The 24998-nt window shown below is 63.8% G+C and carries 23 protein-coding genes and 1 pseudogene; 11 read left to right on the top strand and 13 right to left on the bottom strand.

Annotated features, from left to right (window positions below):
• Genes EJ077_RS10620 through EJ077_RS10630 form a run of 3 tightly spaced genes read left to right on the top strand, consistent with a single transcriptional unit; the run spans position 1 to position 2261 of the window.
• Entirely contained in the window at positions 1 to 1083 is a 1083-nt protein-coding gene (locus EJ077_RS10620; RefSeq protein WP_208702970.1) for a fatty acid desaturase family protein, read from the top strand.
• Between the two features lie 28 nt (positions 1084 to 1111).
• On the top strand, positions 1112 to 1426 hold the full coding sequence (locus tag EJ077_RS10625) for a MocE family 2Fe-2S type ferredoxin (protein ID WP_208701786.1): 315 nt from the start codon (positions 1112 to 1114) through the stop codon (positions 1424 to 1426).
• A gap of 34 nt (positions 1427 to 1460) precedes the next feature.
• A complete protein-coding gene (locus EJ077_RS10630; protein WP_208701788.1) occupies positions 1461 to 2261 on the top strand; it encodes a 3-methyl-2-oxobutanoate hydroxymethyltransferase in 801 nt (266 codons plus the stop codon).
• Here the strand turns inward: EJ077_RS10630 and hutH are convergent.
• Together hutH and EJ077_RS10640 are read right to left on the bottom strand one after the other, a co-directional pair.
• Positions 2226 to 3743 (bottom strand): HAL/PAL/TAL family ammonia-lyase, encoded by a 1518-nt coding sequence (gene hutH / locus EJ077_RS10635; protein ID WP_208701790.1) that lies wholly within the window; start codon positions 3741 to 3743, stop codon positions 2226 to 2228. The genes EJ077_RS10630 and hutH overlap by 36 nt on opposite strands.
• Positions 3740 to 4741, bottom strand: coding sequence for an ornithine cyclodeaminase family protein (locus EJ077_RS10640; RefSeq protein WP_208701792.1), 1002 nt, complete (start codon positions 4739 to 4741; stop codon positions 3740 to 3742). Before EJ077_RS10640 ends, hutH begins: the two co-directional genes overlap by 4 nt.
• Before the next feature lie 113 nt (positions 4742 to 4854).
• On the opposite strand from EJ077_RS10640, the gene EJ077_RS10645 reads away from it, so the two are divergent.
• The 8 genes from EJ077_RS10645 to EJ077_RS10680 all read left to right on the top strand — a co-directional run bounded on the left by EJ077_RS10645 (position 4855) and on the right by EJ077_RS10680 (position 14557).
• On the top strand, positions 4855 to 6288 hold the full coding sequence (locus tag EJ077_RS10645; RefSeq protein WP_208701794.1) for a DHA2 family efflux MFS transporter permease subunit: 1434 nt from the start codon (positions 4855 to 4857) through the stop codon (positions 6286 to 6288).
• Positions 6289 to 6559: 271 nt separating this feature from the next.
• A complete protein-coding gene (locus tag EJ077_RS10650; RefSeq protein WP_127278341.1) occupies positions 6560 to 7546 on the top strand; it encodes an ABC transporter permease in 987 nt (328 codons plus the stop codon).
• An 87-nt stretch (positions 7547 to 7633) separates the two neighbouring features.
• On the top strand, positions 7634 to 8659 hold the full coding sequence (locus tag EJ077_RS10655; RefSeq protein WP_015317085.1) for a sugar ABC transporter substrate-binding protein: 1026 nt from the start codon (positions 7634 to 7636) through the stop codon (positions 8657 to 8659).
• An 84-nt stretch (positions 8660 to 8743) separates the two neighbouring features.
• Positions 8744 to 10867 carry an ABC transporter permease gene (locus EJ077_RS10660; protein WP_208701796.1) on the top strand — a complete coding sequence of 708 codons (2124 nt, stop codon included), beginning with the start codon at positions 8744 to 8746 and terminating at the stop codon, positions 10865 to 10867.
• Positions 10864 to 11913: a hypothetical protein gene (locus tag EJ077_RS10665; protein ID WP_208701798.1), complete on the top strand. Its 1050-nt coding sequence runs from the start codon at positions 10864 to 10866 to the stop codon at positions 11911 to 11913. The genes EJ077_RS10660 and EJ077_RS10665 overlap by 4 nt, the downstream gene beginning before the upstream one ends.
• Positions 11913 to 13409, top strand: coding sequence for a sugar ABC transporter ATP-binding protein (locus tag EJ077_RS10670; protein WP_208701800.1), 1497 nt, complete (start codon positions 11913 to 11915; stop codon positions 13407 to 13409). The genes EJ077_RS10665 and EJ077_RS10670 overlap by 1 nt, the downstream gene beginning before the upstream one ends.
• A 371-nt stretch (positions 13410 to 13780) precedes the next feature.
• Positions 13781 to 14188, top strand: coding sequence for a carboxymuconolactone decarboxylase family protein (locus EJ077_RS10675; protein WP_208701802.1), 408 nt, complete (start codon positions 13781 to 13783; stop codon positions 14186 to 14188).
• A gap of 111 nt (positions 14189 to 14299) precedes the next feature.
• Positions 14300 to 14557, top strand: coding sequence for a hypothetical protein (locus EJ077_RS10680; RefSeq protein WP_208701803.1), 258 nt, complete (start codon positions 14300 to 14302; stop codon positions 14555 to 14557).
• 33 nt (positions 14558 to 14590) lie between these two features.
• Here EJ077_RS10680 and EJ077_RS10685 read toward each other — a convergent pair whose 3' ends face one another.
• The 11 genes and pseudogenes from EJ077_RS10685 to EJ077_RS10735 all read right to left on the bottom strand — a co-directional run bounded on the left by EJ077_RS10685 (position 14591) and on the right by EJ077_RS10735 (position 24870).
• On the bottom strand, positions 14591 to 15478 hold the full coding sequence (locus EJ077_RS10685) for an amidohydrolase family protein (RefSeq protein ID WP_208702971.1): 888 nt from the start codon (positions 15476 to 15478) through the stop codon (positions 14591 to 14593).
• Positions 15478 to 16614, bottom strand: a complete 1137-nt coding sequence (locus tag EJ077_RS10690; RefSeq protein WP_208701805.1) for a vWA domain-containing protein — start codon at positions 16612 to 16614, stop codon at positions 15478 to 15480. The genes EJ077_RS10685 and EJ077_RS10690 overlap by 1 nt, the downstream gene beginning before the upstream one ends.
• A gap of 68 nt (positions 16615 to 16682) precedes the next feature.
• Complete coding sequence (locus tag EJ077_RS10695) at positions 16683 to 17564, bottom strand: AAA family ATPase (RefSeq protein WP_208701807.1); 882 nt, start codon at positions 17562 to 17564, stop codon at positions 16683 to 16685.
• Positions 17565 to 17573: 9 nt separating this feature from the next.
• Entirely contained in the window at positions 17574 to 18578 is a 1005-nt protein-coding gene (locus tag EJ077_RS32560; protein WP_208701809.1) for a xanthine dehydrogenase family protein molybdopterin-binding subunit, read from the bottom strand.
• Between the two features lies 1 nt (position 18579).
• Complete coding sequence (locus tag EJ077_RS32565; protein WP_208701811.1) at positions 18580 to 19947, bottom strand: xanthine dehydrogenase family protein molybdopterin-binding subunit; 1368 nt, start codon at positions 19945 to 19947, stop codon at positions 18580 to 18582.
• A 12-nt stretch (positions 19948 to 19959) separates the two neighbouring features.
• Positions 19960 to 20441: pseudogene (locus EJ077_RS10710) on the bottom strand ((2Fe-2S)-binding protein).
• Positions 20442 to 20547: 106 nt separating this feature from the next.
• On the bottom strand, positions 20548 to 21342 hold the full coding sequence (locus EJ077_RS10715; RefSeq protein ID WP_208701813.1) for an FAD binding domain-containing protein: 795 nt from the start codon (positions 21340 to 21342) through the stop codon (positions 20548 to 20550).
• Between the two features lie 12 nt (positions 21343 to 21354).
• A complete protein-coding gene (locus EJ077_RS10720; RefSeq protein ID WP_208701815.1) occupies positions 21355 to 21798 on the bottom strand; it encodes an SRPBCC family protein in 444 nt (147 codons plus the stop codon).
• 115 nt (positions 21799 to 21913) lie between these two features.
• Positions 21914 to 22741: an AraC family transcriptional regulator gene (locus EJ077_RS10725; protein ID WP_208701817.1), complete on the bottom strand. Its 828-nt coding sequence runs from the start codon at positions 22739 to 22741 to the stop codon at positions 21914 to 21916.
• 334 nt (positions 22742 to 23075) lie between these two features.
• Positions 23076 to 24074: an ABC transporter permease gene (locus EJ077_RS10730; RefSeq protein ID WP_127873191.1), complete on the bottom strand. Its 999-nt coding sequence runs from the start codon at positions 24072 to 24074 to the stop codon at positions 23076 to 23078.
• A 52-nt stretch (positions 24075 to 24126) separates the two neighbouring features.
• Entirely contained in the window at positions 24127 to 24870 is a 744-nt protein-coding gene (locus EJ077_RS10735; protein WP_135916685.1) for an ATP-binding cassette domain-containing protein, read from the bottom strand.
• Between the last annotated feature and the right edge of the window lie 128 nt (positions 24871 to 24998).

The following is a 24998-nucleotide window of genomic DNA, read 5'->3' on the forward strand; positions in this document are numbered from 1 at the left end:
ATGGCAAAGAAGCGTGACTACAGCCTGGTCGGCGAAAGCACCAGGGCGGCGATCGAGACCGGGCTTGCCTCGGCCGAGTGGTATCACACTGACGTCTCGCGCAAGGCGATGAAGGAACTGATGCAGCGTTCCGACGGGCCGGCGATCCGCGACACGGTGATCTGGATTGTCGCGATCTTAGGTTCGGCCGCAGGCATCGTCTGGTTCTGGGGTTCGTGGTGGGTGGTGCCGTTCCTGTTCGTCTATGGCGTGCTCTACGGCTCGTCGAGCGACTCGCGCTGGCACGAATGCGGCCATGGCACGGCGTTCCGCACGCGCTGGATGAACGATGTCGTCTATCACATCGCCTCGTTCATGCTGATGCGCAATCCCGTGCAATGGCGCTGGAGCCATGCCCGCCACCACACTGACACCATCATCGTCGGCCGCGACGCCGAGATCGCCGTCATGCGTCCGCCGGATCTGTTGAAGGCCGCGCTCGCCTTTACCGGTATTCTCGACTTCCGCTATTCGCTGCCGACGCTGGTGCGCCAGGCCTTCGGCACGCTGTCGGATGAAGAGAAGAGCTATATCCCTGAGATGGAACAGCATAAGGCCGTGGTCGCGGCCCGCTGGCACGTCGCCATCTATGTCGCGACGATCGCTCTGGCGATCGGGCTGAGGTCATGGGTACCGCTGGTGCTGATCGGCCTGCCGCGCCTCTACGGCACCTGGCACATGGTGACGACCGGCCTGCTGCAGCATATCGGTTTGGCCGACAATGTCGTCGACCATCGGCTCAACACGCGCACCGTCTACATGAACCCGATCAGCCGGTTTATCTACTGGAACATGAACTACCATGTGGAGCACCACATGTTCCCGATGGTGCCCTATCACGCGCTGCCCAGGCTGCACGAACTGATCAAGCATGATCTGCCCGAGCCGAACCCGTCGATGTGGCATGCCTACCGCGAGGTTTGGCCGGTGCTGCTGAGGCAGCTGAAATACGAGGACTATTACCTCAAGCGCGAACTGCCGCCGACGGCCAGGCCCTATCGCGGTGAATTCCACGAGGTCGATATGTCGGCGGCCGCCGAATAGCGATCGGTAATGTCCGCAGGAGATTGAGATGGCCGATTGGGTTGAAGCGTGCACCGTGGACGATGTCGAGGAAGAGGATGTCATCCGCTTCGATCATGGTGGGCGGACCTTCGCGATCTATCGTTCGCCGGATGACGAATTCTTCGCCACCGACGGTTTTTGCACGCATGAAAAGGCGCATCTGGCCGACGGGCTTGTCATGGACGACATCATCGAATGTCCCAAGCACAATGGCCGCTTCAACTACAAGACCGGCCAGGCCAAGGGCGCGCCGGTCTGCGTCAACCTCAAGACCTATCCAGTCCGGATCGAAGCTGGCAGGGTGATGATCGAGATCGGCTGAAGAGCCGCCATCCACAAACAGGGACAAGAGTTCAATGAGCCGAAAGAGACCGACCGTCGCCGATCTGCGCGCCATGAAGGGCAAGCGGCAGCTGACCATGCTGCGCGTGCTGAGCCTGGACGAGGCGGAAGCCGCCGAGCGGGCAGAGGTCGACATCGTCTCGGTCCCGCCCGAACTGGTGCTCAATCCGCAATACCGCGACGCGGCGCCCAGCCTGTTCACCATGCCGGGCGACAATTTCTACGAGATCGGCACCTCGGACGATTTCCTGCGCTGGGCTTTCCGGCTCTACAAGGCCGGCGCCGACGCGGTCTATTGCAGCGCGGGCTATGCCACCATCAAGCGGATGGCGGACGATGCCATTCCGGTCATCGGCCATGTCGGCCTCATTCCATCGCGCGCGACCTGGACAGGCGGCTTCAAGGCTGTCGGCAAGTCCGCCGACACGGCCATGCAGGTGTTCGAGGCGGTGAAGCAACTGGAGGCAGTGGGCGCCATTGGCGCCGAAATAGAAGTTGTGCCGGTCGAAGTGGCGAAGGCGATCTCGGAGCGGACGTCGCTGATCATGCTGTCGATGGGCGCGGGCACCGGCTGCGATGCGCAATATTTGTTCGCCGACGACATCCTTGGCCAGAACAGAGGCCACATGCCGCGCCACTCCAAGGTCTATCGCAACTTCGCCGCCGAGTATGACCGGCTACAGGCGGAGCGGGTGGCGGCATTCTCCGAATATGTCGCCGACGTCAACAGCGGCGCCTATCCCGAGGACAGGCACGTCGTGCACATGGATCCCGCCGAGCTACGCCTGTTCCTGGACAAGGTCGGCCGGGGCTGACGCTCCCTGCCAACGTCCACCGGCAAGCGCCGCATGGAGCGCCTCGGCATCGACGCCGAGCGGCCGGTCCTCGTTCAACGCCGGGACAAGCGCTCGTATCGCCGTGTGGACGGCGGCGGTGCGTGGCGCCAGCGCCAACCCTTCACGCAGGTCGACGGCCTGGGCGGCGGCCATCAGTTCGAAGGCGATCAACCGTCGCCACAGTGCGACCATGTCGGCGCATTTCGAAACCGCCAGCGGCGTCTGCGTGGCGTGATCCTCGACACCTTCCGAAACCGGCAGGAAATCGAGCATCACCGGATTGGCCTTGTGGCGGATGGCGGCCAGGATCGATGTCACAGTCTTCTGCAACGGTACGAAACCGGCCGAGGCACCGCCGCTCGGCGACAGGTACTTGGGCAGCCCGTTGCGGCCCGAGCCGGTGAGCTGGATGAAGCGGGCTGCACTGGCGGCCGCGCATTGAGCGATTGCCAGGCTGAGCGCCTCGAAGGCGAGCGCCAGCGAAGCGGTGTGGAAGTTGCCGGTCGACAGCACCAGCCCGTCGTCGCTCAGAACCAGCGGGTTGTCGGCGGCGGCATTGAGTTCGATCTCGACGGCGCGTTTTGCCTGGCCGATCGCCTCGATCAGTGCGCCATGTATCGAGGGCATGCAGCGGATCGACAGCGGGTCCTGTAGGGTGGTGGGCGCCGGCGCTTCGTCGCGGGCGAGAAGATCGTGCAGCGCCTTGGCGGCTTCCTGCTGGCCGGCCGCTGGCCGCGCCATGTGCAGGCGCGGGTCGAGGATGGTGCGGTTGGCGCCAAACCCTTCCATGGTCAGCGCGCCGGCCTGCTGTTGCTGGGCAAGAGCCGACAGCGCGTCCGTGACCACAAGCGCGCCACCGCCGACGGAGACGGCGGAAGCGTTGATCAGCGACAGCCCATCCTTGGGCGCCAAGCCGATGGGGCCGAGGCGGGCCATCATCAGCGCCTTGACCGCCGGCATGCGCCTTCCCTGATAATCGGCTTCGCCTTCGCCGACCAGCAGGCGGGCGATCGCGGTCATCAGCACGAGGTCGCCGGCGCCGATGGAGCCGAGCGACGGCATCACTGGATGGACGCCGGCGTTGAGGACATCGACCAGGGCAACGAACACGGCGGGCGACAGGCCGGAGCCGCCCGCCGACAGCATTGTCAGGCGCGCGAGCATGGTTGCCCGCACGGTTTCGATCGGCAGGGCCTCGCCGACCGCGCCGCTGCGGCCTTCGAGTAACTGGCGCTGGAAGGCGCTGGCGTCACCCTCGACCGATGTGCCGAGATTGGCGCCGAGACCGGTGTTCAGGCCGTAGATCTGCTGACCCGAGGCTGCGGCCTGGTCGAGCACCTTTCGTGCCTTCTCCAGCCTGCCGATGACATCGGCTCCGATTTCCACCTTGCGCGCCTCGCGGGCGACGGCGGCGACATCGCCGACACTGACGCCGGCCCCGGTGAGGACGAGCGCGCTCATGCGAAACGCAGCCTCTGGCCGATGCCTAGCGCCTGTGCCTTAGCCAGCATCGCCTTGCCGAGCGCGATATCGGACAGTGACAGGCCCCGGTGCCAGAACAGGATGGTTTCGTCATCGCTCTGCCGTCCCGGCCTCAGGCCGGCGGCGATCTGGCCGAGTTCGGCATGCAGCGTCGTCTCGCTCAGCCGCCCGGTCTCGACATGGGCGCGCAGCGAGCCGAACTTGCCGCCCTTGCACTGACCCCAGTCGTCGACCACCATCTTCTGCATGATGTCGGTCAGCGACAGCTCCACCGCGCTCATCGTGCCGTAGGGCACCACCAGCGCACCAGGCTTGATCCACTCGGTCTTCAGCAGCGGTTGCGGCTCGGGCAGGCGCGATGCCTCGACGACAATGTCGGCGCCCTTGACGCAGCTCTCCCAGTCGGCGACCGCTGTGACCGGCTTGCCGAGGTCGGCGGCGAGTTTTGCGGCAAAGCCGTCGCGGCTTTCCGGTCGGCGCGAGTGGACGCGGAGCTCGTCGAAATCGAAGAGATGGTCGAGCAGGCGCACGTTCCAGTAGGCGGTGCCGCGCGCGCCGATATGGGCCAGCACCTTCGAGTTCTCGCGCGCCAGATGTTTGGCGCCGATCGCGGTGACGGCGCCTGTGCGCATGTCGGTGATGACGGTGGCGTCGAGCATGGCGCGTGGCGTACCGGTGCGCGGATCGAACAGATTGAGGATGCCGAATTCCGAAGGCAGGCCGTGAAGGTAGTTGTCGACATAGTCGCCGACGATCTTGACGCCGGCGGTATCGAGGGGCGCGACGTAGCCCCGTAGGACATTGAAATGGCCGTGGAAGGACGGGTCGGGCTCAAGATGGACGCGCGGCTCGATCACCGTCTGGCCCTTGCTTTGTGCGATGAGCCCGGCCTCAACCGCGCCGATGATCTCGGCATCGGTCATGGCAAGGGCTTCGATGTCGAGGGCATTGAGGTAGTCGATATAGATAGGCTTCATGCGTCTGGGTTCCTCGGCCACCCCGCTCATCCACAACAGGCCGCGACGCGACACGAAAGTTTGTTGGCTGTTGTCTGGACGCCGTCGGCCAAATGCTGTTCAAGCGGTCCGTCATGACTGCCATTTCCGAGACCGAAGCTTCAGCCGACCGAGTTGGGAATTCGCGGCGCGTGGCGCTGATCGTCGCCATCGCCTTCTTCATGCAACTGCTGGATTCGACGATCATCTCGACCTCGCTGCCGCAGATGGGGGAATCGTTCGGCGTGCCGGCGGTGGCGATGAGCATCGGCATCACTGTCTACATGCTGACCATGGCGGTGTTCGTGCCGCTGTCGGGCTGGCTCGCCGACCGCTTTGGCGCGCGGAACATCTTCCTCGTCGCCATCGCGCTGTTCACGCTGGCTTCGCTTGCCTGCGGCTTTTCGCAGAACCTGACCGAATTCGTCATTGCCCGTGCCGTGCAGGGGCTTGGTAGCGCGCTGATGACGCCGGTCGGCCGCATCCTGGTGCTACGCAACGCGTCGAAATCGGAATTGCTCAACGCCACGGCGCTGATCACCTGGCCGGCGCTGTTCGCGCCTGTCGTTGGGCCGGTGCTCGGTGGCTTCATCACCACCTATCTGTCCTGGCACTGGAATTTCTTCATCAACATCCCGCTCGGCATGATCGGGCTGGCGCTGGTCGCCCGCTTCATCCCCGGTGATCGTGAAGCCGATCCCAAGCCGCTCGATTGGCCGGGTTTCTTCCTGACGTCGCTGGGGCTCGCTTGCCTGCTGTATGGCCTCGAGCGCATAGCGCATCCAGAGGTTGGCGCCTTGCCGACGGTGGGGCTGATCGCGGCGGGGATCGTCGTCGGATGGCTGGCGGTGCGCCATCTCCATCGCGCGCCGCATCCGCTGCTCGACCTGTCGTCGTTCAAGGTGCAGACCTTCGCCATCTCGACACTTGCCGCCGGCACCATCTTCCGGGTTGCGATCAACGCCACGCCATTTCTTTTGCCGCTGTTGTTCCAGGTCGGCTTCGGCCTCTCGCCCGTCGACGCCGGCATGATGATCCTGGCCTATTTCCTCGGCAATCTCGGCATGAAGACGGTGACGACGCCGATGCTGCGCCGCTTCGGCTTTCGCTCGGTCATGGTCGTCAACGGCGTCATCGCGTCGGCATCGATCATGGCTTGCGCGGCGATCTCGCCGCAAACGCCGCAGGCACTGGTGGTGGCGCTGATGCTGATTGCCGGCCTGTCGCGCTCGATGCAGTTCACCGCGCTCAACACGCTGGCCTTCGCCGATATCGCCGCCGGGCAGCGCAGCTCCGCGGCGACCTTGTCCTCGATGCTGCAGCAGGTGGCGATGCTGTTCGGCGTTGCCGTGGCGGCGGCGATCCTCAACCTGTCGCAGATCGCCAGGGACCGGCCGGCGCTCGACCTCGTCGATTTTCGAGCAGCCTTCCTGGTGATCGGCGTCATCGGGCTGGTGGCGTCGTTCCGTTTCTTGGTATTGCCGAGAACCGCGGGCGCCGAGGTTTCCGGCCATGGTGCCGGGAACTGAAATCGAATTTCCCATCCATCGCGGGGTTAAATTCCGTCTTCGCCTTTCGCCTTGGTGTGACGCTTTCGCAAAGCGCCGCGATGGTGCAAACAATTGCCAAAAGCGGTTAAGTTTCCGGGCATTGCGCCAGATTCGGCAATCAATGCGTCCACTTTGCGAATCTCATCGCAAGCCCGCGTTTTGAACGCGGATTCATTTGACGAAGCGGCGTTGAGCCGATTAGCTTTCCGACCCAGGGATGGCAGCGCTGCCATCGGGGTGAAAGCAGACAATGAACATGGCCGGCTGGCTGAACTTCAGGAGCCTGAATCAGGAAGGCATTGTCTTTGCCATCGCGGTGGTGCTGTTCGTCGCGGCGGCCATAGGCCTGCCTGGCTTCATCGATCCCAACAATCTCGTCGCCATCGTGCGCTCGGTGTCGGTGCTGGGTATTCTGGCGCTCGGCATGGCGGTCGTCATCATCGGCCGCGGCATTGACCTGTCGGCGGTGGCGATCATGGCCATGTCGGTCGCCTGGTACCTGCAATTGCTCAACACCGGGACGCCGGACGGGCTGGCCTTCGCCTATGTGCTGGCCGGCGTGCTCGCCATCGGCCTGCTCAACGGCTTTCTCGTCGCCTATGCCGATGTGCCGGCGATCTTCGTCACGCTGGCGACCGGCTCGTTCGTCTTCGGCTATGTGCGTTCGCAATTGATCACCCAGGATGCGGTGCCGGTGCCTCAGGGCCATTGGGTGGAACTGCTCGGCGGCCTGCGCTTTCTCGACGTTCCGATCGAGGTGTTCGTCTTCGCCGGGCTCGCCTTCCTGTTCTTCCTGTTCCTGCGCTACACCAAATGGGGCCGCTACATCTATTTCGCCGGCGACAATCCGGTGGCCGCGCGCAACATCGGCATTCCGGTGCGGCCGATGCTGGTGCTGCGCTATGTGCTCTCCGCTTTCGTGGCTTTGATCGCGGGCCTTTTGACGGCGGCCAGCCTGCATTCGATCAACACGCGGGTCGTCAATTCGACGCTGCTCTACGACATCGTGCTGGTGGCGGTGATCGGCGGCATCGGGCTGTCGGGCGGGCGAGGCGGGGTGCGCAACGTGCTGGTGGGCGCAGCACTGATCGGCATCCTGCTCAACGCCATGACCATCATCGACATTCCGCTGCTCTACCAGAACCTGATCAAGGCGGCGATCCTGCTCGGCGCCATCATCGTCGACGGCATCATCAATCCGCGCGACGAACAGACCGCGCAGCAGGGCGACATTTAGAGCAGATGGGCTAGCCCATCTTGCTCGGGGTACCCGGTGCGATCGGAACGATCTGCCGGCAATGAAAACCGAACCAGAGGATGACACATGAAACTGATCAGAACACTCATGGCGGCCGCCACGGCCCTTGCCGTCACCGCCTTCGTGGCGCCGACCTTCGCCGCTGACGATCCAGGCCCTGCTGCCTATGCACAAGCGCTGAAAGGCAAGCGCGTCATGCTGGTTCCGCTGGCGATGGGCTTCGACCTGGCGCAGGGCTGGGCGCATTACCTGAAGAAGGAGGTCGAGGCCTGGGGCGGCACGTTCGAGACGCGCGATCCGAACTGGGTGGTCGATGCCGGCGCGCAGGCGATCACCGATGCGATCTCTTCGGACACAAGACCAGATGTGCTGATCATCCATGCACCGGACCTCAACTCCTATTCCAAGCTGATGAAGAAGGCGCAGGCGGCCGGCACCTATGTGATCCTGGTCGACAATCCTGCGAATTTTCCCGCCGACGCCTTTGTCGGCAGCGACTGGGACCGCCTCGGCCAGCTCGAGGCCGAAGCGGCGATCAAGGGCTGCGGCGAAAACTCGTCCAAGAAAATCGGCCTGGTGCAGGGCGACCAGGCCAATTCCTCCAGCCTTTACCAGTATGCCGGCATCATGAAGGTGCTGGACAAGCATCCCGACTTCAAGGTCGTGGCCAAGCCGGACTCCAACTGGGATGCCACGACTTCGCGCAATGTGACCACGACCATGCTGCAGCAGAACCCCGACATCTGCTCGATCATCGATTTCTGGGATGGTGACGCGACCGGCGCATCCGCCGCGATCCGCGACGCCAAGCTCGACGGCAAGGTGTTTTTGGTCACCACCGGCGGCGGCGAAAAGGCGGCCGATTGCGACAAGCTGAACGACGGCACCTATGGCGCCGTGGTGATGACCGATCTTGCCCGCCAGTCGGGCGACATGAACGCCATCATAAAATTCCTGCTGCAGAGCGGCCAGCCGGCCGGCACCTCGCACACCTACATCTACACGCTGGAGAAGGCGACGACCAAGGCCGACCTCAAGCCCGACAGCTGCTGGGACCTGAAGGCGCTGCAGGCCGAAGCGGCGGCGAAATAAGCCGATCGTTTTCTAAAGACCTCAACGAGGTGGCCGGATCGTCCGGCCGCCTCTTTCTCTTGTTTCTCTTGCCGCAGTGACCTGATGACCTTTCGCGAACGCCTCCAGTCCTGGCGCTACAATCTCGTGCCCGACCATCTGGTCGGCGAGATCCTGACCAAGCGCTGGACCGACAACGCCATTCCTTTCCTGGCGCTGGTGGTGACATTGGCGACCTTCGGCTCGATCATTCCGGGCTTCTTCAAGCTCTCCTCGCTGCAGGAATCGACACGTCAGCTCGGCGAGTTCTCGATGGTCGTCACCGGCATGACCGTGGTGATGCTGGGCGGCGGAATCGATCTCTCGGTCGGCTCGATCTTCGCGCTGTCCTGTTTCTCCGCTGTCTATGTCTTCTTCATCCTCGAACAGTCGATCTGGCTGGCGCTGGCCGCGTCGCTCGCTACCGGCCTCGTGTTTGGCGCCATCAACGGATACCTCGTCGGCTACCTCAGGCTCCGCGCCTTCCTCACCACGCTGGTGACCTTCATCTTCGGGCGTGCGCTGTTCGACATCCTGGTCACCACCTATGCCGCCGATGTGCAGCTTTCGACCGCGACGTCTGACGTGCTCGACTTCATCGGCGACAGCACCTTCTGGGGCCTCTCGGTCTCGGTGTGGCTGGCAATCATCCTGGCCATTGTCACCCATATCGCGCTGACGCGGTCTCGTCCCGGCTGGCACGTGCTGGCGGTGGGCGGCTCCAGGCGCTCGGCGCACAATGCCGGCATCCGGGTGCGCCGCACCGTGTTCATGACCTATGTCTTTTCCGGTTTCTGCGCCTCGATCGGCGGCTTTCTCATCGCTTGCCGCCTGAGCGGCGCGGGGCCGGGCACCGGCCTCAATCTGGAGATCATGGCGCTGACGGCGGCCGTGGTCGGCGGGGTCAGCCTCGGCGGCGGGCGTGGCTCGGTGATCAAGGGCCTGATGGGCGCCATCATCGTGCTCACCATGACCAACGGGCTGATCCGGCTTGGCTATGGCACCGGCACCAACCAGATGGTGCTGGGCATCATGCTGGCGGTCGCGGTGACCATCGACATCCGCTGGCTGAAGAACCGCCACAAGGTGCTGAACGAGGTTTATGTCGCGCCGGTCTATCTCAAGATGGGCGAAACACAGTCCGCGGTGCCGGGCTCCGGCACGCCTTACGCACTCGACAACCGGTTGTCTTCAGCCGACCATATCGGGCTTGGCGAACTGGAGGGACCGGAAGACGTCATTCTCGATCGCGACGACAATCTCTATTGCGGCACGCGTCACGGCGAGATCGTCCGCTTCTTCGCGCCCGATTATGTGAGGTCCGAAGTGTTCGCCCATATTGGCGGCTTTCCGCTGGGGCTCGCCTTCGACAAATCAGGCAATCTGATCAGCTGCGTCGGCGCCATGGGACTCTATTCCGTGTCGCCTGAGCGCGAGGTGAAGCGTCTGTCGGCCGAGACGTCGCGTTCCTGGACGTCGATCGTCGACGATGCACGGCTGCGCGATCCCAATGATTGCGATATCGCGCCGGACGGCCGCATCTATTTTACTGATTCAACGAAGCGCTATGACGCCCACGATTGGGCGCTGGACTCGATCGAGAACCGCGCCACCGGCCGGCTGCTGGTCTACGATCCCAGGGATGGGTCGACGAAGACGCTGCTCGATGGCTATCGCTACACCAATGGTGTGTGCATGGCGCATGACGGCAAGTCGCTGTTCTTCGCCGAAAGCTGGGCCTGCCGCGTGCATCGCTACTGGCTGGAAGGGCCGAAGGCAGGCACCGCCGAATGCGTCATCCGTGACATGCCGGGCTATCCCGACAACATCAACCGGGCGTCCGACGGCAATTACTGGATGGCGTGGCTCGGCATGCGAACGCCAAGCTTCGACCTGTCGCTGCGCCACCCCGACATGCGCAAGCGCATGACGCGCCGGCTGCCGCAGGACGAATGGCTGTTTCCCAACATCAACACCGGCGGCGTGGTGAAATTCAACGAGAAGGGCGGCATCGTCGAGGCGATGGGCGACTTGACGGGCGGCGCGCATCCGATGGTGACCTCGATGCGCGAGCACAAGGGATATCTGTTCGTCGGTGGCATCCTCAACAACCGTATCGGCCGCTACAAGATTGCGGGCGCCGACCCGAACTGGACCAGCCCCGCTTCCTACTGGGGGGCGCAGCTGTGATCCTCGATCCGATCCTGGATATGTTTCGCGGCAAGGCAGTGACCATCCCGCCGCTCGACGGCGCCTTTAGACCCAACACGCGACTGGATGATGCGCCGGCGTTCGCCGAACTGAGCGAGCCCGACAATCTGCTGGTTGCCGGTGGCCGGCTGCTCGCCTCCAGCGGCAACGCCGTCTACGCGATCGCTGTCGGTGTAGAATCTGTCGTGGTCGAGACCTTTCCGTCTCCTGTCACGGCGCTGGCGGTGTCGCCTTCAGGCGAACTCACGGTAGGGCTGGAGAGCGGCAAGCTGTTCATCGCGGGCAGGGAGGTGTCGCTGCCAGCCGGAATCCGCTGCATCACCGCTCTTGCCTATGCCGAGGACGGCGTGCTTTGGCTGGCTAATGGGTCGGCCGAGCATACGCCGTCGCAATGGGCGGCCGACCTGATGAAGAAGGGCTCCTCCGGTTCGCTTTGGAAGCGGGATGCGGCAGGCGGTGAGTTCCGCAAGCTGGCCGGCGACATCGCGTTCCCTTACGGGCTCCATCCCCTAGGCAGGGACGTGCTGGTGAGCGAGAGCTGGCGCCATCGGCTCATGCGCTTCGATGGCGCGAGCGGCAATCGCTCGACCGTGTTGACGCATCTGCCCGGCTATCCCGCGCGGCTGTCGCCGGCCGGCGATGGCGGGGAGTGGCTGGCGGTGTTCGCGCCGCGCAACCGGCTGATCGAATTCGTGCTGCAGGAAACGCATTACCGGCAGGACATGATCGAACAGGTGCCGCCGGCCTACTGGATCGCACCGTCACTGGCGTCCAGCCGCAGTTTTCTCGAACCGCTGCAATGCGGCGGCATCCGCACCATGGGTATCCATAAGCCGTGGTCGCCCAGCCGTTCCTACGGGCTGGTGGTCAGGCTCGATCGGAACATGCAGCCGCAATTCAGCCTGCATAGCCGCGCCAACGGCACGCGCCACGGCATCTGCAGCGTGGCGGAAAGGGATCGCCAACTGTTCATCGCCTCCAAGGGCGGCGATTGCGTGCTTTCCGTCGACGCGGGAGGATTGTGATGGAACCGATCGTTCGTCTGGAAAACGTCACCAAGAACTATCGCGGCGTGCCCGCCGTGAAAAACGTCACCTTTGAGCTGCGTAAGGGCGAGGTCCATGCGCTGCTCGGCGAGAACGGCGCCGGTAAGTCGACGCTGACCAAGATCATCGCCGGTGTCGTCGACGCCACCTCGGGCAAGATGTTCCACAAGGGCCAGGAAATCGCCTACGCTTCGCCGCATGCGGCGCTCGAGGCCGGCATCGCCATGGTGTTCCAGGAGACCAGCCTGGTGCCGTCGATGACGGTGGCGCAAAACCTTTATCTCGGTACCGAAAAATTCCTCAACCGGCTGCGCGGCACGTATATTTCAGCACAGCAGTTCCTGCAGGCGCTGAATTTCCCGGTCGATCCGAACGCCATGGTGGCGACGCTGGGTGCCGCCAAGCGGCAGATGGTCGAGATCGCGCGCGCCGTGCACCACAATGCCGAGATCATCATCTTCGACGAGCCGACGGCGACGCTGACGCCGGAGGAGAAGCGGCACTTCTTCGCGCTGATCCGCCGGCTGAAGGCGAACGGCGTGTCGATCGTCTTCATCAGCCACGCGCTGGAGGAGGCGTTGATGATTGCCGACCGCATCACCATCCTGCGCGACGGCGAGCTGGTCGTCACCGATGACACCTCGGCCTTCGACCGCGACAAGATCGTCGCTGCCATGGTCGGGCGTACGCTGTCGGGACAGATCTACCGCCAGCGCGATGAGGCCAGGCTGCGCAAGGCCGGCAAGAAAGTGCTCTCGGTGCAAGACATCTCGATGAGCAATGTCGTGCGCAACAATTCCTTCTCGATCTTCGAGGGCCAGATCACCGGGGTGTTCGGACTGATCGGCTCGGGCCGCACGGAGACTTTCAAGATCGTGTCGGGCATCTACAAGCGCGATTTCCTGCGCGGCGGCGCGATCGAGCTCGACGACAGGCCGGTGCGTTACCTCGTGCCGAGCCAAGCGGTGGCCGACGGCATCGTCTACGTGACCGAGGACCGCAAGAGCGAAGGCATCTTCGAGACGATGGGCATTGCCGAGAACCTGTTCGGCGGGCTGCTGGCGGCCGGCCGCGAACAGGCCTGGGTGATCAACCAGCAGGAGATGCGTCGGCTTTCGGCCGAATGGACCAAGACGCTTAACATCAAGGCGATCAACGACAATGCCCGCGTCGTCGAACTCTCCGGCGGCAACCAGCAGAAGGTGGTGATCGGCAAGGGGCTGGTGCAGCAGCCGCGCATCGTCATCTTCGATGAGCCGACGCGCGGCGTGGATGTCGGCGCGATCGCCGAGATCCACCAGATCATCAACCGGCTGGCGGATGAGGGATTGGCCGTGGTGGTGATCTCTTCCTATCTGCCGGAGATCATGAACCTGTCGGACCGGATTCTCGTCTGTCGGCAAGGGCGGATCGTCGAGGAGTTTTCGCCGGCGGAGGCGACGGAGGAGAAGATCATGTATGCGGCGGTGCATTAGATTCGCTGAGGCTTGGCGGTACATGTACGTTGGCATTTTGCGAAAACGCCCGTCCCCTCGTCATCCTGGGGCGTAGCAAGGAGCGAAGCGACGCGGCGCAGACCCCAGGATCCATGCCGGGTCTCCGGTGCGTTGCCACGGCGCAGGATTCTGCTCCGCTGCACTCCACGAGTGAGGTCGCGGCATGGATCCCAGGGTCTCCGCGACGGCGCTTCGCGCCTGCTTCGCCCAGGGATGACGAAGTTTAGGTGCTTCGGCCAACCTTCAAGGCCCCACGCCATTGAGCGCCAAAAACTGAGAGAAGTTGGTTAGCCATATTTGCTCGAAACTTGATTCAACGACCTAATTCATCCAAACGAAAGGACCAGACCATGGCCACCACAAAACTCCTCAGCGATGCCGAGGTAGAGAAAATCCCGGCGGTGAAGGCGGTGTTCGATGACATCAGGGCGACGCGCAAATCGGATTTCGTCAACAATTTCTGGCGTGGGCTGGCCAATGATCCGGCGGCGCTGAAGCGGACCTGGGAACAGTTGAAGGCGGTGATGGTGGCGGACAGCGCCATTGATCCGCTGACCAAGGAAATGATCTACATCGCGGTGTCGACGGCCAATGGCTGCTCCTACTGCGTGCATTCGCACACGGCGGCGGCACGCGCCAAGGGCATGACCGACGCGCAGCATGGCGAATTGGTGTCGATCATCGGGCTGGCTGGCCAGACAAACCACCTTGTCACGGCGATGCAGATTCCGGTCGATCCGCAATTCGAGGTGAAGTGAAGGGCTAATCGGCGGGACATGCGATTCTGGCTAAAATTGTAAGTAAGGTCATTGTCGATTTTTAGGAAATCGACCCTAAGAAGCTGCAGCGGAGAATGCTAGGGCTCGATAATGCAGGCTGTATTCAATAAGAATTTTCTTGTATCGATATTGTTCTCTGGTCTGATTTTAGTTGGTTTCTGGATGTTGGCCAAACCCAAGCAGCCAGCGCAACTTCCGACCTTTGGCGATAGCGTCGCGAAATCGCTCGACGACGGGGTCTCGCGCTACGGTGCTGAGGGGTTTCGAAAGAAGAACGAACAGGAATTTCGGGACGCCGTCGAGAATTTTCAAAAGAACGGACCTAAAGCGCCCGGCACGTCGCAATAGAAGCAACCTAGGTGTGATGCTCGGCACAGCTTTTCACACTGGCCGATAGACCCGCTCCGCCGTATTCCAGAAGATGTCCGCCTCGGCGGCCGGACCGTGCTTCGCCACCGCATCGCGGTGCGCCTTGATCAGTTCGGCGTGGGTGGTCCATAGCTTTTCGATTGGGAAGTTCGAGCCGAACATCAGATGATCGGTTCCGAGAATGTCGATCGCATTGTCGACGATATAGGCGATCAGAGCCGGGTCGTTGCGGTGGACGAAAGTGCCGAGACCGGAGAGCTTGGCATAGAAATTGGGCGCGGCCGACAGCGTGCGCAGACCGGCCTTCCAGGCCTCGGTGGTTTCCGTGTCCATGCCGGTCAGCATGCCGGCATGGGTGAGGATGAAATTGGTTTGCGGATTCTCGCCGACCAGCGCCAGTCCGTCCTTCATCTGGGCGGGGAAGAGCTGCAGGTCGAAGGACAGGTTATAATCCTTCAGCCGCGCGACATTGGCGCGCACTTTCGGGTCGATGACCTGATCGGCCGAGGCAGCGAAGCGGAAGGCCGGCGTCTCGTGCCAGTGCAGTTGCATGCGCACGCCGCGCAGCAGCGGATATTTTTTCAAGCGATCGATCTGAGACCTGACATCGTCGACCGTCATGTCGGCATAGCCGACAATGGCGTGCGGCCAGCCGGTTTCGTCAGCCGTTTTCTGCAGGAAGGCGACTTCCTTTTCGAAATCCTCCTTGGCCCAGTTGGTCTGGACGTAGACCGCCTTCTCGACGCCGGAACCCTGCTGGTCGGCGAGAAACTCCTCGATCGGATAATCGCGGCGGATCGGTTCGTAAGGGCCGAAGATGCGCGGCACCATCGGACCGACCAGCCAGGGCTGGTCCTGCTGGCGCCAGATGTGGAAATGCGCGTCGATGGCTTTCTGCATCACGATACCCTTTTCCAGAGTGTCGCAGCCGGAGGGGCATGGCGGGCAAGCGACAGGATGAAATCGGTGAGACCGGCAAGTGTCGAGCCGTCGACCAGATCGTCAAGCACTGGCAGGATGGCGCTGAGCGCGGCGGTCTCCGGCCGGAAGCGCCGGTCGCCGGCGAGCGGCGTCGCGAGAGACAGCCGGAAGGCGCGGGCACTCAGCCGGCGCATCGCCGTTTCCAGCTCGGCATGGTCGCCGCGCTCCAGCGCGTCGGACAGGATGACGACGGCCGCACCGCGCGCGAAGGAGGAGAAACGTGGCACGGAGAGGAAGGCAAGCAGCGTCGGCCCCATGCGGGTGCCGCCGTCCCAGTCGTCGACCTGGGCGGCCGCGCGCGCCAGGGCCTGGTCCTGGTCGCGAACGCGCAGCGCCGTGGTGATGCGAGTCAGGCGCGTGCCGAAAGTGAATATTTCTGCCCGGTCAGCACCCTGCACGGCGGCATGCGCCAGCTTGAGGTAGTCCGCTGTGTGCAGTTTCATCGAGCCTGAGACGTCGATGAGGAGCAGCAGCTTGCGCGGCACGGTCTGGCGGCGGCGCAGCAGCGGCGAGGGGACATCGCCATCGGCGCTGACGATTTCCCTGAGCGAACGGCGCAGGTCGAGCTTGCCGCGTGAGTGGGTGCGCACCGTGCGGAACGAGCGGCGGGCGGGCAAGGCACTCGACAGTTGGTGGCGAAAGGCGGTCAGCCTGTCATCGTCGCGCTGGAAGTCGCGGGTGCTCAACTGCTCCAGCGCTGAGAAAAGCTCACCGCCTTCCTGTTGCTGCTCGGTCTCGATCCGTTCGTCGTCGGCGCCGCCATCATCCTTGACGCGGGTTTCTTCGTCGGCATCACCTTCGACCACGGCTGATGTGTTGCCGTAGAAGTAGCTTTGGAAGTGGGCCCCGAATTCGTCGCGGCGGTCCGGCGGCGGCGCCAGCGTGGCAAGGGCCGCCTCGCGGATATCGGCCATCGAGCGGGGGCCAAGCAAGGTTATCGCCTGCATGAAGCCGGAGGCTTGTTCGGGTGCGACGGCGAAACCGTACTGGCGCAGCAGCCGGGCGAAGCCGAGGAAGGGTGCCGCGGCCGGAGGTAGGCTACGGTCGCGCGGCATGGCAGAAATATTCCGACCGTTGCGCTGTCCCGCCGACGTTAGAGACAGAGGATTGTGGACTCCCCGCATCAACCCAGCGCCTCCTCGACGATGCGGCCAAGCTCCGGTGCGATGTAGGACAGGTCCTCCTCGTCCTTGATCAGCACGCCGATGGCGCGGCGGAAGGCTTCCGGCCAGGGGCTGCCGCCCTTTTCCAGGATGGTCGCGGCATTGGCCCATTCGACCGCCTCGGCGATGCCGGGCGGCTTGGCCAGCGGCCGGGCGCGGATGGTCTGTACAGCCGCCGCCACTGCCCGCGCGGTGGCCTGCGCGACATCGCCGGCGCGCAGCATGATGATGGCGGCCTCCCGTTCGGCGTCGGGATAGCCTATCCAGTGATAGACGCAGCGGCGGCGCAGCGCTTCGGCAAGTTCGCGGGTGCGGTTCGAGGTCAGAATGACGATTGGCTGTGCCTCGGCGCGGATGGTGCCGCGCTCGGGAATGCTGATCTGGAAGTCGGACAGGAACTCCAGCAGCAGCGCCTCGAACTCATGGTCGGAACGGTCGATCTCATCGACCAGCAGCACGCGTTGCTGCGGCGCCTTCAGCACTTGCAACAGGGGACGGGCGATGAGGAAACGGTCGTCATAGATGTCGATCTCGTGCTCGCCCGCATGGCGGATGGCGAGCAGCTGGCGCTGATAATTCCATTCGTAGAGTGCGTGCGCGGCGTCGATGCCTTCGTAGCATTGCAGCCGCACCAGATCGCGTCCGAGCAGTTCGGCGATTGCCTTGGCCGCTTCCGTCTTGCCGACGCCCGGCGCGCCTTCGAGCAGCAGCGGCTTGCCGAGCCGGATAGCAAGAAAGATCGCGGTTGAAAGGCCCTCGTCAGCCAGATAGCGCGAGGCGGCGAGATGCTGCGCCACCGCCTCCGGCGAGGTCGCGACAGTCTCGGTGTTCACTTCGGGCATTTTCAGCACTCAGTTGGAAGTCTGCGCCTTCAACGCGCGCAAAATGCGTTCCGGCGTGATCGGCAGCGTGTCGATGCGCACGCCGACGGCGTCGAAGACGGCATTGGCGACCGCAGGTATTTGCGGGTTGGCGCACATCTCGCCCGGACCCTTGGCGCCATACGGCCCGTCGGCGGACGGACGCTCCAGGACGATGATTTCGGTCTCGGCGAGGTCGCCTGGCCCGGGCATCAGATACTGGTTGAAGTCGGTGCCGCCATGGTCGCGGTTGGGATAATAGGGCTCGGTCGTCTCGTAGAGTGCGTGGCTGATGCCCATCCAGGAGCCGCCGACCAACTGTTGCTCGACCATTTTGGGGTTCAGCGCGCGGCCGATCTCGAAGACGTTCTTCACGGTGAGCACGGTCACTTCGCCGGTCTCGTCGTCGACCTCGACTTCGGCCACCGTGCAGGCATGCGCGTAGCAGGTCGACGGCTTCATCGCGCCGGTTTCCTTCTCCGGATAGGAGCGGGGGATCAAAAACATGCCGCGGCCGGAGATCGAGCGGCCGCGCTTGAAATGCGCCGACAGCGCGACGTCGAAGATCGAGATCGACTTTTGCGGCGCACCCTTGACCAGTATGTTGCCCTGGCCGTCGGTTTCGAGGTCCGAGGCATTCACCTCTAGCTCTTCGGCCGCCACTTCCAGCATCACCTGACGGGCCTCCTTGGCGGCCTGGATCACGGCATTGCCGGCGCGGTGAGTGCCGCGCGAGGCGAAGGTCCCCATGCAGTGCGGGCCGGTGTCGGTGTCGGCGGTGTCGACGACGACGCGGTCGGTCGGAACCCCAATCGTCTCGGCGCAGATCTGCGCCATGATCTGCTTCATGCCCTGGCCAAGATCGACGCTGGACAGCGTCACCATGAAATTGCCGGTCGGGGTCGAATGCACCAGCGCCTGGGTCGGGTCGCCGCCGAGATTCATGCCCGTGGGGTAATTGATCGCGGCGACGCCGCGTCCGCGCCGGATCGCCATCTCAGGCTCCTTTCTTGTAGGAGGACATCGCCATGTATTTCTCAGCCACCGGCCAGTTGGCGGCGCGCGCTGCTTCTTGCATGCACTCGATCAGTGCCGCGCCCTCGGTCGGCTGGCGATGCGCCTTCATGTCGCCGTCGCGATAGGCGTTGATGAAGCGGAATTCGAGCGGGTCCATGCCGATCAGCCGGGCCAGCTTGTCCATCTGCACCTCCAGCGCGAAGTCGCCGATGGTGACGCCAAAGCCGCGCATGGCCGACGACGGGGTGCGGTTGGTGTAGACGCAGTAGGTGTCGATCCAGACATTGGGGATGGTGTAGGGGCCGGGATAGTGCCCTGCGCCCTTCTGCGCGCCGTAGGGCGAGTGGCGAGAGTAGGCGCCGGCATCGGTGTAGCCTGTGACTTTGCGCGCGACGATGCGGCCGTCCTTCATCACGCCGTCCTTGATGACCACCTTTTCGGCGGCGCGCGGCGAGGAGATCTGCATCTCCTCCTCGCGGCTGTAGATAAAACAGACCGGTCGTCCTGTTAACTTGGCGCCGAGAATGGCGATGGGCTCGACGATGACGTCGACCTTGCCGCCAAAACCGCCGCCGACCGTGCCGCCGACGAAATGCAGCTTCGAGCCAGGCATCTGCAGGATGATCGAGGTGTTGTCGAGGGTGAAAAACATCGCCTGCGTGTTGGTGTAGCAGGTGAAGCGGTCATTGCCTTCGGGCGCCACCACGCAGCCGGTGGTCTCGGTCGGCGCGTGCTCGATCGGCGAGGATTGGTAGCTCTGCTCCAGGATGTGGTCGGCGCCGGCGAAGCCCGCCTCGACATCGCCGAAGCGCACCTTGCGGCACTCGCCGCTGTCATAGAGGTAATAATTCTGGCCGTGATATTCGTTGACCAACGGCGCGCCGGGCTTCAGCGCCTCCTCCATGTCGAAGACCGCCGGCAGCACCTCGTAGTCGACCTTGACCTTGGCGGCGGCTTCCTGGGCGGCCCGCTCGGTTTCGGCCAGCACCGCCACCACGGCCTCGCCCTTCCAGCGCACCTTGCCGTCGGCCAGGACCGTCTCATCCTCGGGTCCGATCTGGATCAGGATCAGGATGGTGTAGACATTGTGCGGCACGTCCTTGGCCGTCAGCACCTTGACGACGCCCGGATGCATCTCGGCCTCGGAGGTGTCGATCGAGCGGATGCGGGCATGGTGGTGCGGGCTGCGCACCATCTTCAGATGCAGCATGCCGGGGAAATTACGGTCGGCGAAAAAGGTGGTCTTGCCGGTGACATGGCCGGGCGAATCCGAGCGTGGCCGGGCCTGGCCGATCTCGTGCAGATCGTCCTTGCGGACATCGGCGAAGTAGCTCTTGCGCAGTTCCATTCTTTTGGTCCTTCAGGCCGCGTTCTGCGAGTTGGCGCGGGCGGCGGTGAGCACCGCCTGGATGATCGGCTCGTAACCGGTGCAACGGCAGATGTTCCCGGACAGTGCCTCGACGACCTCGTCGCGGCTGGGATTGGGCGTGTGGTCGAGCAGCACCTTGGCGGCCATGATCATGCCCGGCGTGCAGAAGCCGCATTGGGTGGCGAATGTGTCGAGGAAGGCGCGTTGCAGCGGGTGCAGCACGCCGCCTTCGGCAAGGCCCGACGTGGTGGTGATCGTTGCGCCGTCGCAGGTTTCGGCCAGCGTCAGGCAGGAGAGCCTCAACTCGCCGTCGACGATGACGGAGCAGGCGCCGCACGTGCCCTGGTGGCAGCCCCCTTCGGCGAGGTGTCGCCGATCTTGTCGCGCAAAGCGTTGAGCAGCGTCGTGCCGCTGTCGATGAATTCGGCCTTTTCAGAGCCATTGAGCGTGAATTGAACCGGGACCTTTGCCATTCTTCCTCCTTGCGCGCCTGCCCCGCAGGGCAAGCGCGCGCCCCCCGACGTGTTCATTTTTGTACTTGTCGTTCCAAAGCCGCTTCACACTTTTGGGCGACAAGCATTAGCCGAGCAGCAGCCGGCCGAGATGGACCGGCAGCACCTCGGCGCGATACCAGGCGCTGGCGATGGGATCGGTGATCGGCGCGGCACCTTCGGTGGCGGCGGCCAGCGCTGCCGCGATGCCGTTTTGATCAAGCGTTTTTCCCAGCAGCGCTTTTTCCGCCGCCCTGGCGCGCCGCGGCCGATCGGCCATGCAGCCGAGCGCGATCCGCGCCGAGGAGACGGTCCCGTCTCCAGCCTGTTCCAGAACGATCGCAATGCTCAGTACCGAGACCCCCTTGGGCTTGACCCGCGACACTTTGAGGAAGCGGAAGCTGCCGGCCCTTGGAAGCGTCAAGCTGACCGACGTGACGATGGCGCGGCTGTTGTCCCGCCCGGCCAGGAAGGTTTCGATGGGCGTGTCGCCGTCATCGGTGCCGACCGTTGCGTCGAGCGCCAGCAGGGCTACCGCAAAATCACCATATGGCGACGGCGCGAACAGATTGCCGCCGACGGTCGCCATGTTGCGGATCGCCGGACCGCCAACCGCGCGCGCGGCCTTGGCAAGGGTGCCGAGATCCGGATGGCGGGCGATCTCCGCCATGGTCGCCGAGGCGCCGATGCGGACCTTGCCGCCGGACAGGGCGATGGCCGACAGGGCCGGGTCGGTCGACCTGACAAGGCCGGAGACCGATACGTCGCCTTCATTGGCGGCGCGGACCACAAGCGTACCGCCGCCGAGATAGCGCGTGCTGGCGGACTTCAGTGCCGCATTCGCGTCCTTCACCGTTGTAAAAGTCTGCAGCGCCAGCGCCATGGCCCGCTCCTTTCAGCTCTGGCTGGCGAAATGGGTCTTCAGGGCATTGAAGCCGCCCTGGAAGACATTGGCGCCCATGCCCTCGGCCAACTTGTCTGCATCCTCCGGGGCCGCGTCGAAGCTGGCGGTCCATTCGGCATAGGTGCGATCGCCGTCGGTGACGCGCCTGAGCTGCAGCGTCGCCTTGTGGTTGGTGAGCGGCTGCGGCGTCTCCAGGATGGAATAGCTGACCAGGAAATTGTCATCGGAGAAGTCGACCAGCTTTTCGCGCAGCCGCGCGCCGCTGGCGAGCTGGAAGTTGCGCACGCAGCCGATCGTACTGGCATCCTTGCCGTCCTCGATGTGGCTCTCGACCATGCGCGGGTGCCAGCCCGGCAGCCCGTTGAAGTCGCGTATGCGCGCCCAGACCTTTTCGACCGGCGCGTCGATGACGCTGGAGATGGTGACTTTGGGCATATGATGTTCCCTTGCGGATTTTTGTTGCGGCAAGGGTAGGGCGCTGGAGCGGGCAGCGCTTATCAATGCGTCTTGAGCGTGTATCAACCAGTCTGAAAAACAGATGGCTCCCGGCTCAGGCCGTTGCCCGTGCCGCCTCTCTGTAGAGCGTCGGCGGCACGCCGACATGGTCGCGGAAGAAGCGCGAGAAATTGCCCTGCGTGGTGAAGCCAAGATTGCAGGCGACCGAGATCAGAGGCTCCTGCGACCACTGCAGCTGCCGCACCGCTTCCTCCATGCGCAGCGTGTTCCAGTAGACGTTTGGCGTCAGATTGGTCTGTTCCTTGAACAAGGCGAAGAAATGCGGCCGCGACAGGCCGACGCTGCGCGCCACATCGTCGAAGGAGATGCGCTCGCAGACATTGGCTTTCATGAGCTGGATCGCCTTGCGGACGCGGAAATCCTGCATGGTGTTTATGCGGCCGCGCGGTTCCTGCGGCGCCGAGGCGTCGGCGGCATCGAGCACCGAGTCGATGAAGCGCTCGATCTCGTAGTTGGCGATCTCGTCGACGCTCTCGTTGTCGGTGAGATGATCGAGCAGGCTGGCGGCGGCCTGGTGCAGCCACGGCTCGAGCGCGATCGCCGCCTGTGAGAACAGTGGCGCGCTGGACGGCAGGTCGCGCCGCCGGCGCGCCCAGTCCGGGTCGATGTAGAAGGCCAGGAACAGGCCCGGCCGTCCGTCCTGGGACAGGACGTGGCTATGCGGCTGGAGCGAGTTGATGCCGGCGGCGGTGACCGGGCCGAGGCGAACCGTCTCACGGCCGATGGTCATCTCGCCGGCGGTGCCCTCGAGCCAGATGATCAGATGCGCCTCGACATGGGCGTGGGTGACGAAGTCGCTTGCGACATTCAGGACAGAAACATGTCCGAACCGGCCCCAGTAGAGCCTGATCGCTTCCGTCATGGGTATATCCTCCCGCAAGCGACTGGCCTCCCTTCGCCTGCAGGGGGATTGTGCGGCTGAGTACGGTCGCGCGTCAAGCTATGGAGCCGGAGCGTGCGCTCGCGGGGGTTCTTGGCGACGGATTTTCAGACTGAGCGATAGGAGGCGAAAGGAATAGCGCTCAAGCGCGATCTTCCTTCTCCCCTTGTGGGAGAAGGTGGATCGGCGCGCAGCGCCGAGACGGATGAGGGGTGTTCCAGCGGAGTGAGACGTTGGCTTTCCCTGGAACACCCCTCATCCGACCTCGCTTCGCGAGGCCACCTTCCCCACAAGGGGGGAAGGGAAGATCGCAGCGCTAATCGCTGCGCCTGAAATTGCGGATGCGGTCGAACAGGACCGCCAGCAGGATGGCGCCGCCGATGAAGGTGCCTTGCCAGAAAGCGTTGATGCCAAGCAGGCCAAGGCTGTTTCGGATCACCTCGATGAGGGCAGCACCGACGATGGCGCCAAAGGCGGTGCCGACGCCGCCGGCCAGATTGGCGCCGCCGATGACGGTGGCGGCGATCACTTGCAGTTCCATGCCGTTGCCGAGATTGGTGGTGACGGCGCCGAGCCAGCCGGTCTCGATGATGCCGGCAATACCGGCCGACAGCGCCGAGATCATGTAGACGGCGACCTTGATCTGCTTGACCGGTACGCCGGTCAGCGTCGCCGCGTGCTCGTTGCCGCCAATGGCGAAGATATGGCGGCCGAACTTCGTCCAGCGCAGGATGAAGCCGGTGATGAGCGCCAAGATGATCATGTAGAGCACCGGATTGGCGATGCCGAACACCCAGGCGCCGCCGCCAAGCGCCAGCAGCTTGTTGTGGTCCGGCCCGAACTGGAAGACGACGGTGTTGTTGGAGGCGACCATGGCAAGGCTACGGGCGATCGACAGCATGCCGAGCGTCACCACGAAGGGCGGAAAGCCCAGGTAAGCGATAAAGATGCCATTGAAGGCGCCGATAACGAGCGCGGTGGCGATAGTGGCCAGAATGCCGATCTCGATCGAATAACCGGCATGCATGGTGACCGCCAGCACCATCGAGCACAGGCACAGCACCGAACCGACAGACAGGTCGATGCCGCCGGTGATGATGACGAAGGTCATGCCGAGCGCCACGATGGCGACGAAGGTGATGTTGCGGGTGATGTTGTAGAGGTTCTTGGAGGTGGCGAATGCGTCGGTGGCGAAGGACAGGAAAATACAGGCCAGGATGACGGCGATCACCACCCAGAAAGTCTGGCTGGAGAACAGGCGCGACAGGAAGGTGTGCTGCTTCTGTGCGATCGTCTGGTCAAGGGTGACTGCCATTATCGACCTTTCCTGCGCTGCCGATGCGCGGTGAAATCCGGGTTCGCCATTCTCATGCCACCTGCTCGATGGCGCCGGTGATCAGCCCGGTGACCTCTTCGGGCGAACTCGACGCGATCGCCTTGTCGGCGACCTTCCTGCCGCGCCGCATGACGATGACGCGGTCGGCGACGTCGAAGACGTCGGGCATGCGGTGGCTGATCAGCACCACGGCGATGCCCTGGTCGCGCAGATGACGGATCAGGTTCAGCACTTCGGCGACCTGCCGCACCGAGATCGCCGCCGTCGGCTCGTCCATCAGCACGATCTTGGCCTGAGACAGCATGGTGCGGGCGATCGCCACCGCCTGGCGCTGGCCGCCCGACATTTGCTTGACGAGGTCGCGCGGGCGGGTCTCGGATTTCAGTTCGGCGAAGATCTGGCCGGCGCGCTTGTACATGGCGGCGTAGTCGAGGATGCGGAACGGACCGACGCCGCGGCGCAATTCGCGGCCGAGATAGACATTGGCCGCCGCTGTCAGATTGTTGCAGAGCGCCAGGTCCTGGTGGACGATCTCGATGCCGTGCTGGCGCGCCTCGACAGGCTTGTGCAGGATCAGCTCCCTGTCGTCCATCCGCATCGTGCCATGGCTCGGCCGGAAATTGCCGGCTATCATCTTGACGAGCGTCGATTTGCCGGCGCCATTGTCTCCCATCAGGCCGACAACCTGTCCGGGCTCGATCGACAGCGACACGTCGTTGACCGCCTGGATGGCGCCGAAATGCTTCGAGATGTTGGTGAGTTCGAGAACCGCCACCAGTCTTTGCCTCCCATATCAGGCCCATCCGCCCGCGGACAGGCGACGGCTTCCATTCGCCTTCCCAACTCCTCCCGGGACAGCGATGCCGTCATTTACGCGAATGGCGTCGCGGGCGTCAATTGTCG

Origin of the sequence: Mesorhizobium sp. M8A.F.Ca.ET.057.01.1.1 (assembly GCF_003952565.1) — a bacterium.
Taxonomy (GTDB): domain Bacteria; phylum Pseudomonadota; class Alphaproteobacteria; order Rhizobiales; family Rhizobiaceae; genus Mesorhizobium.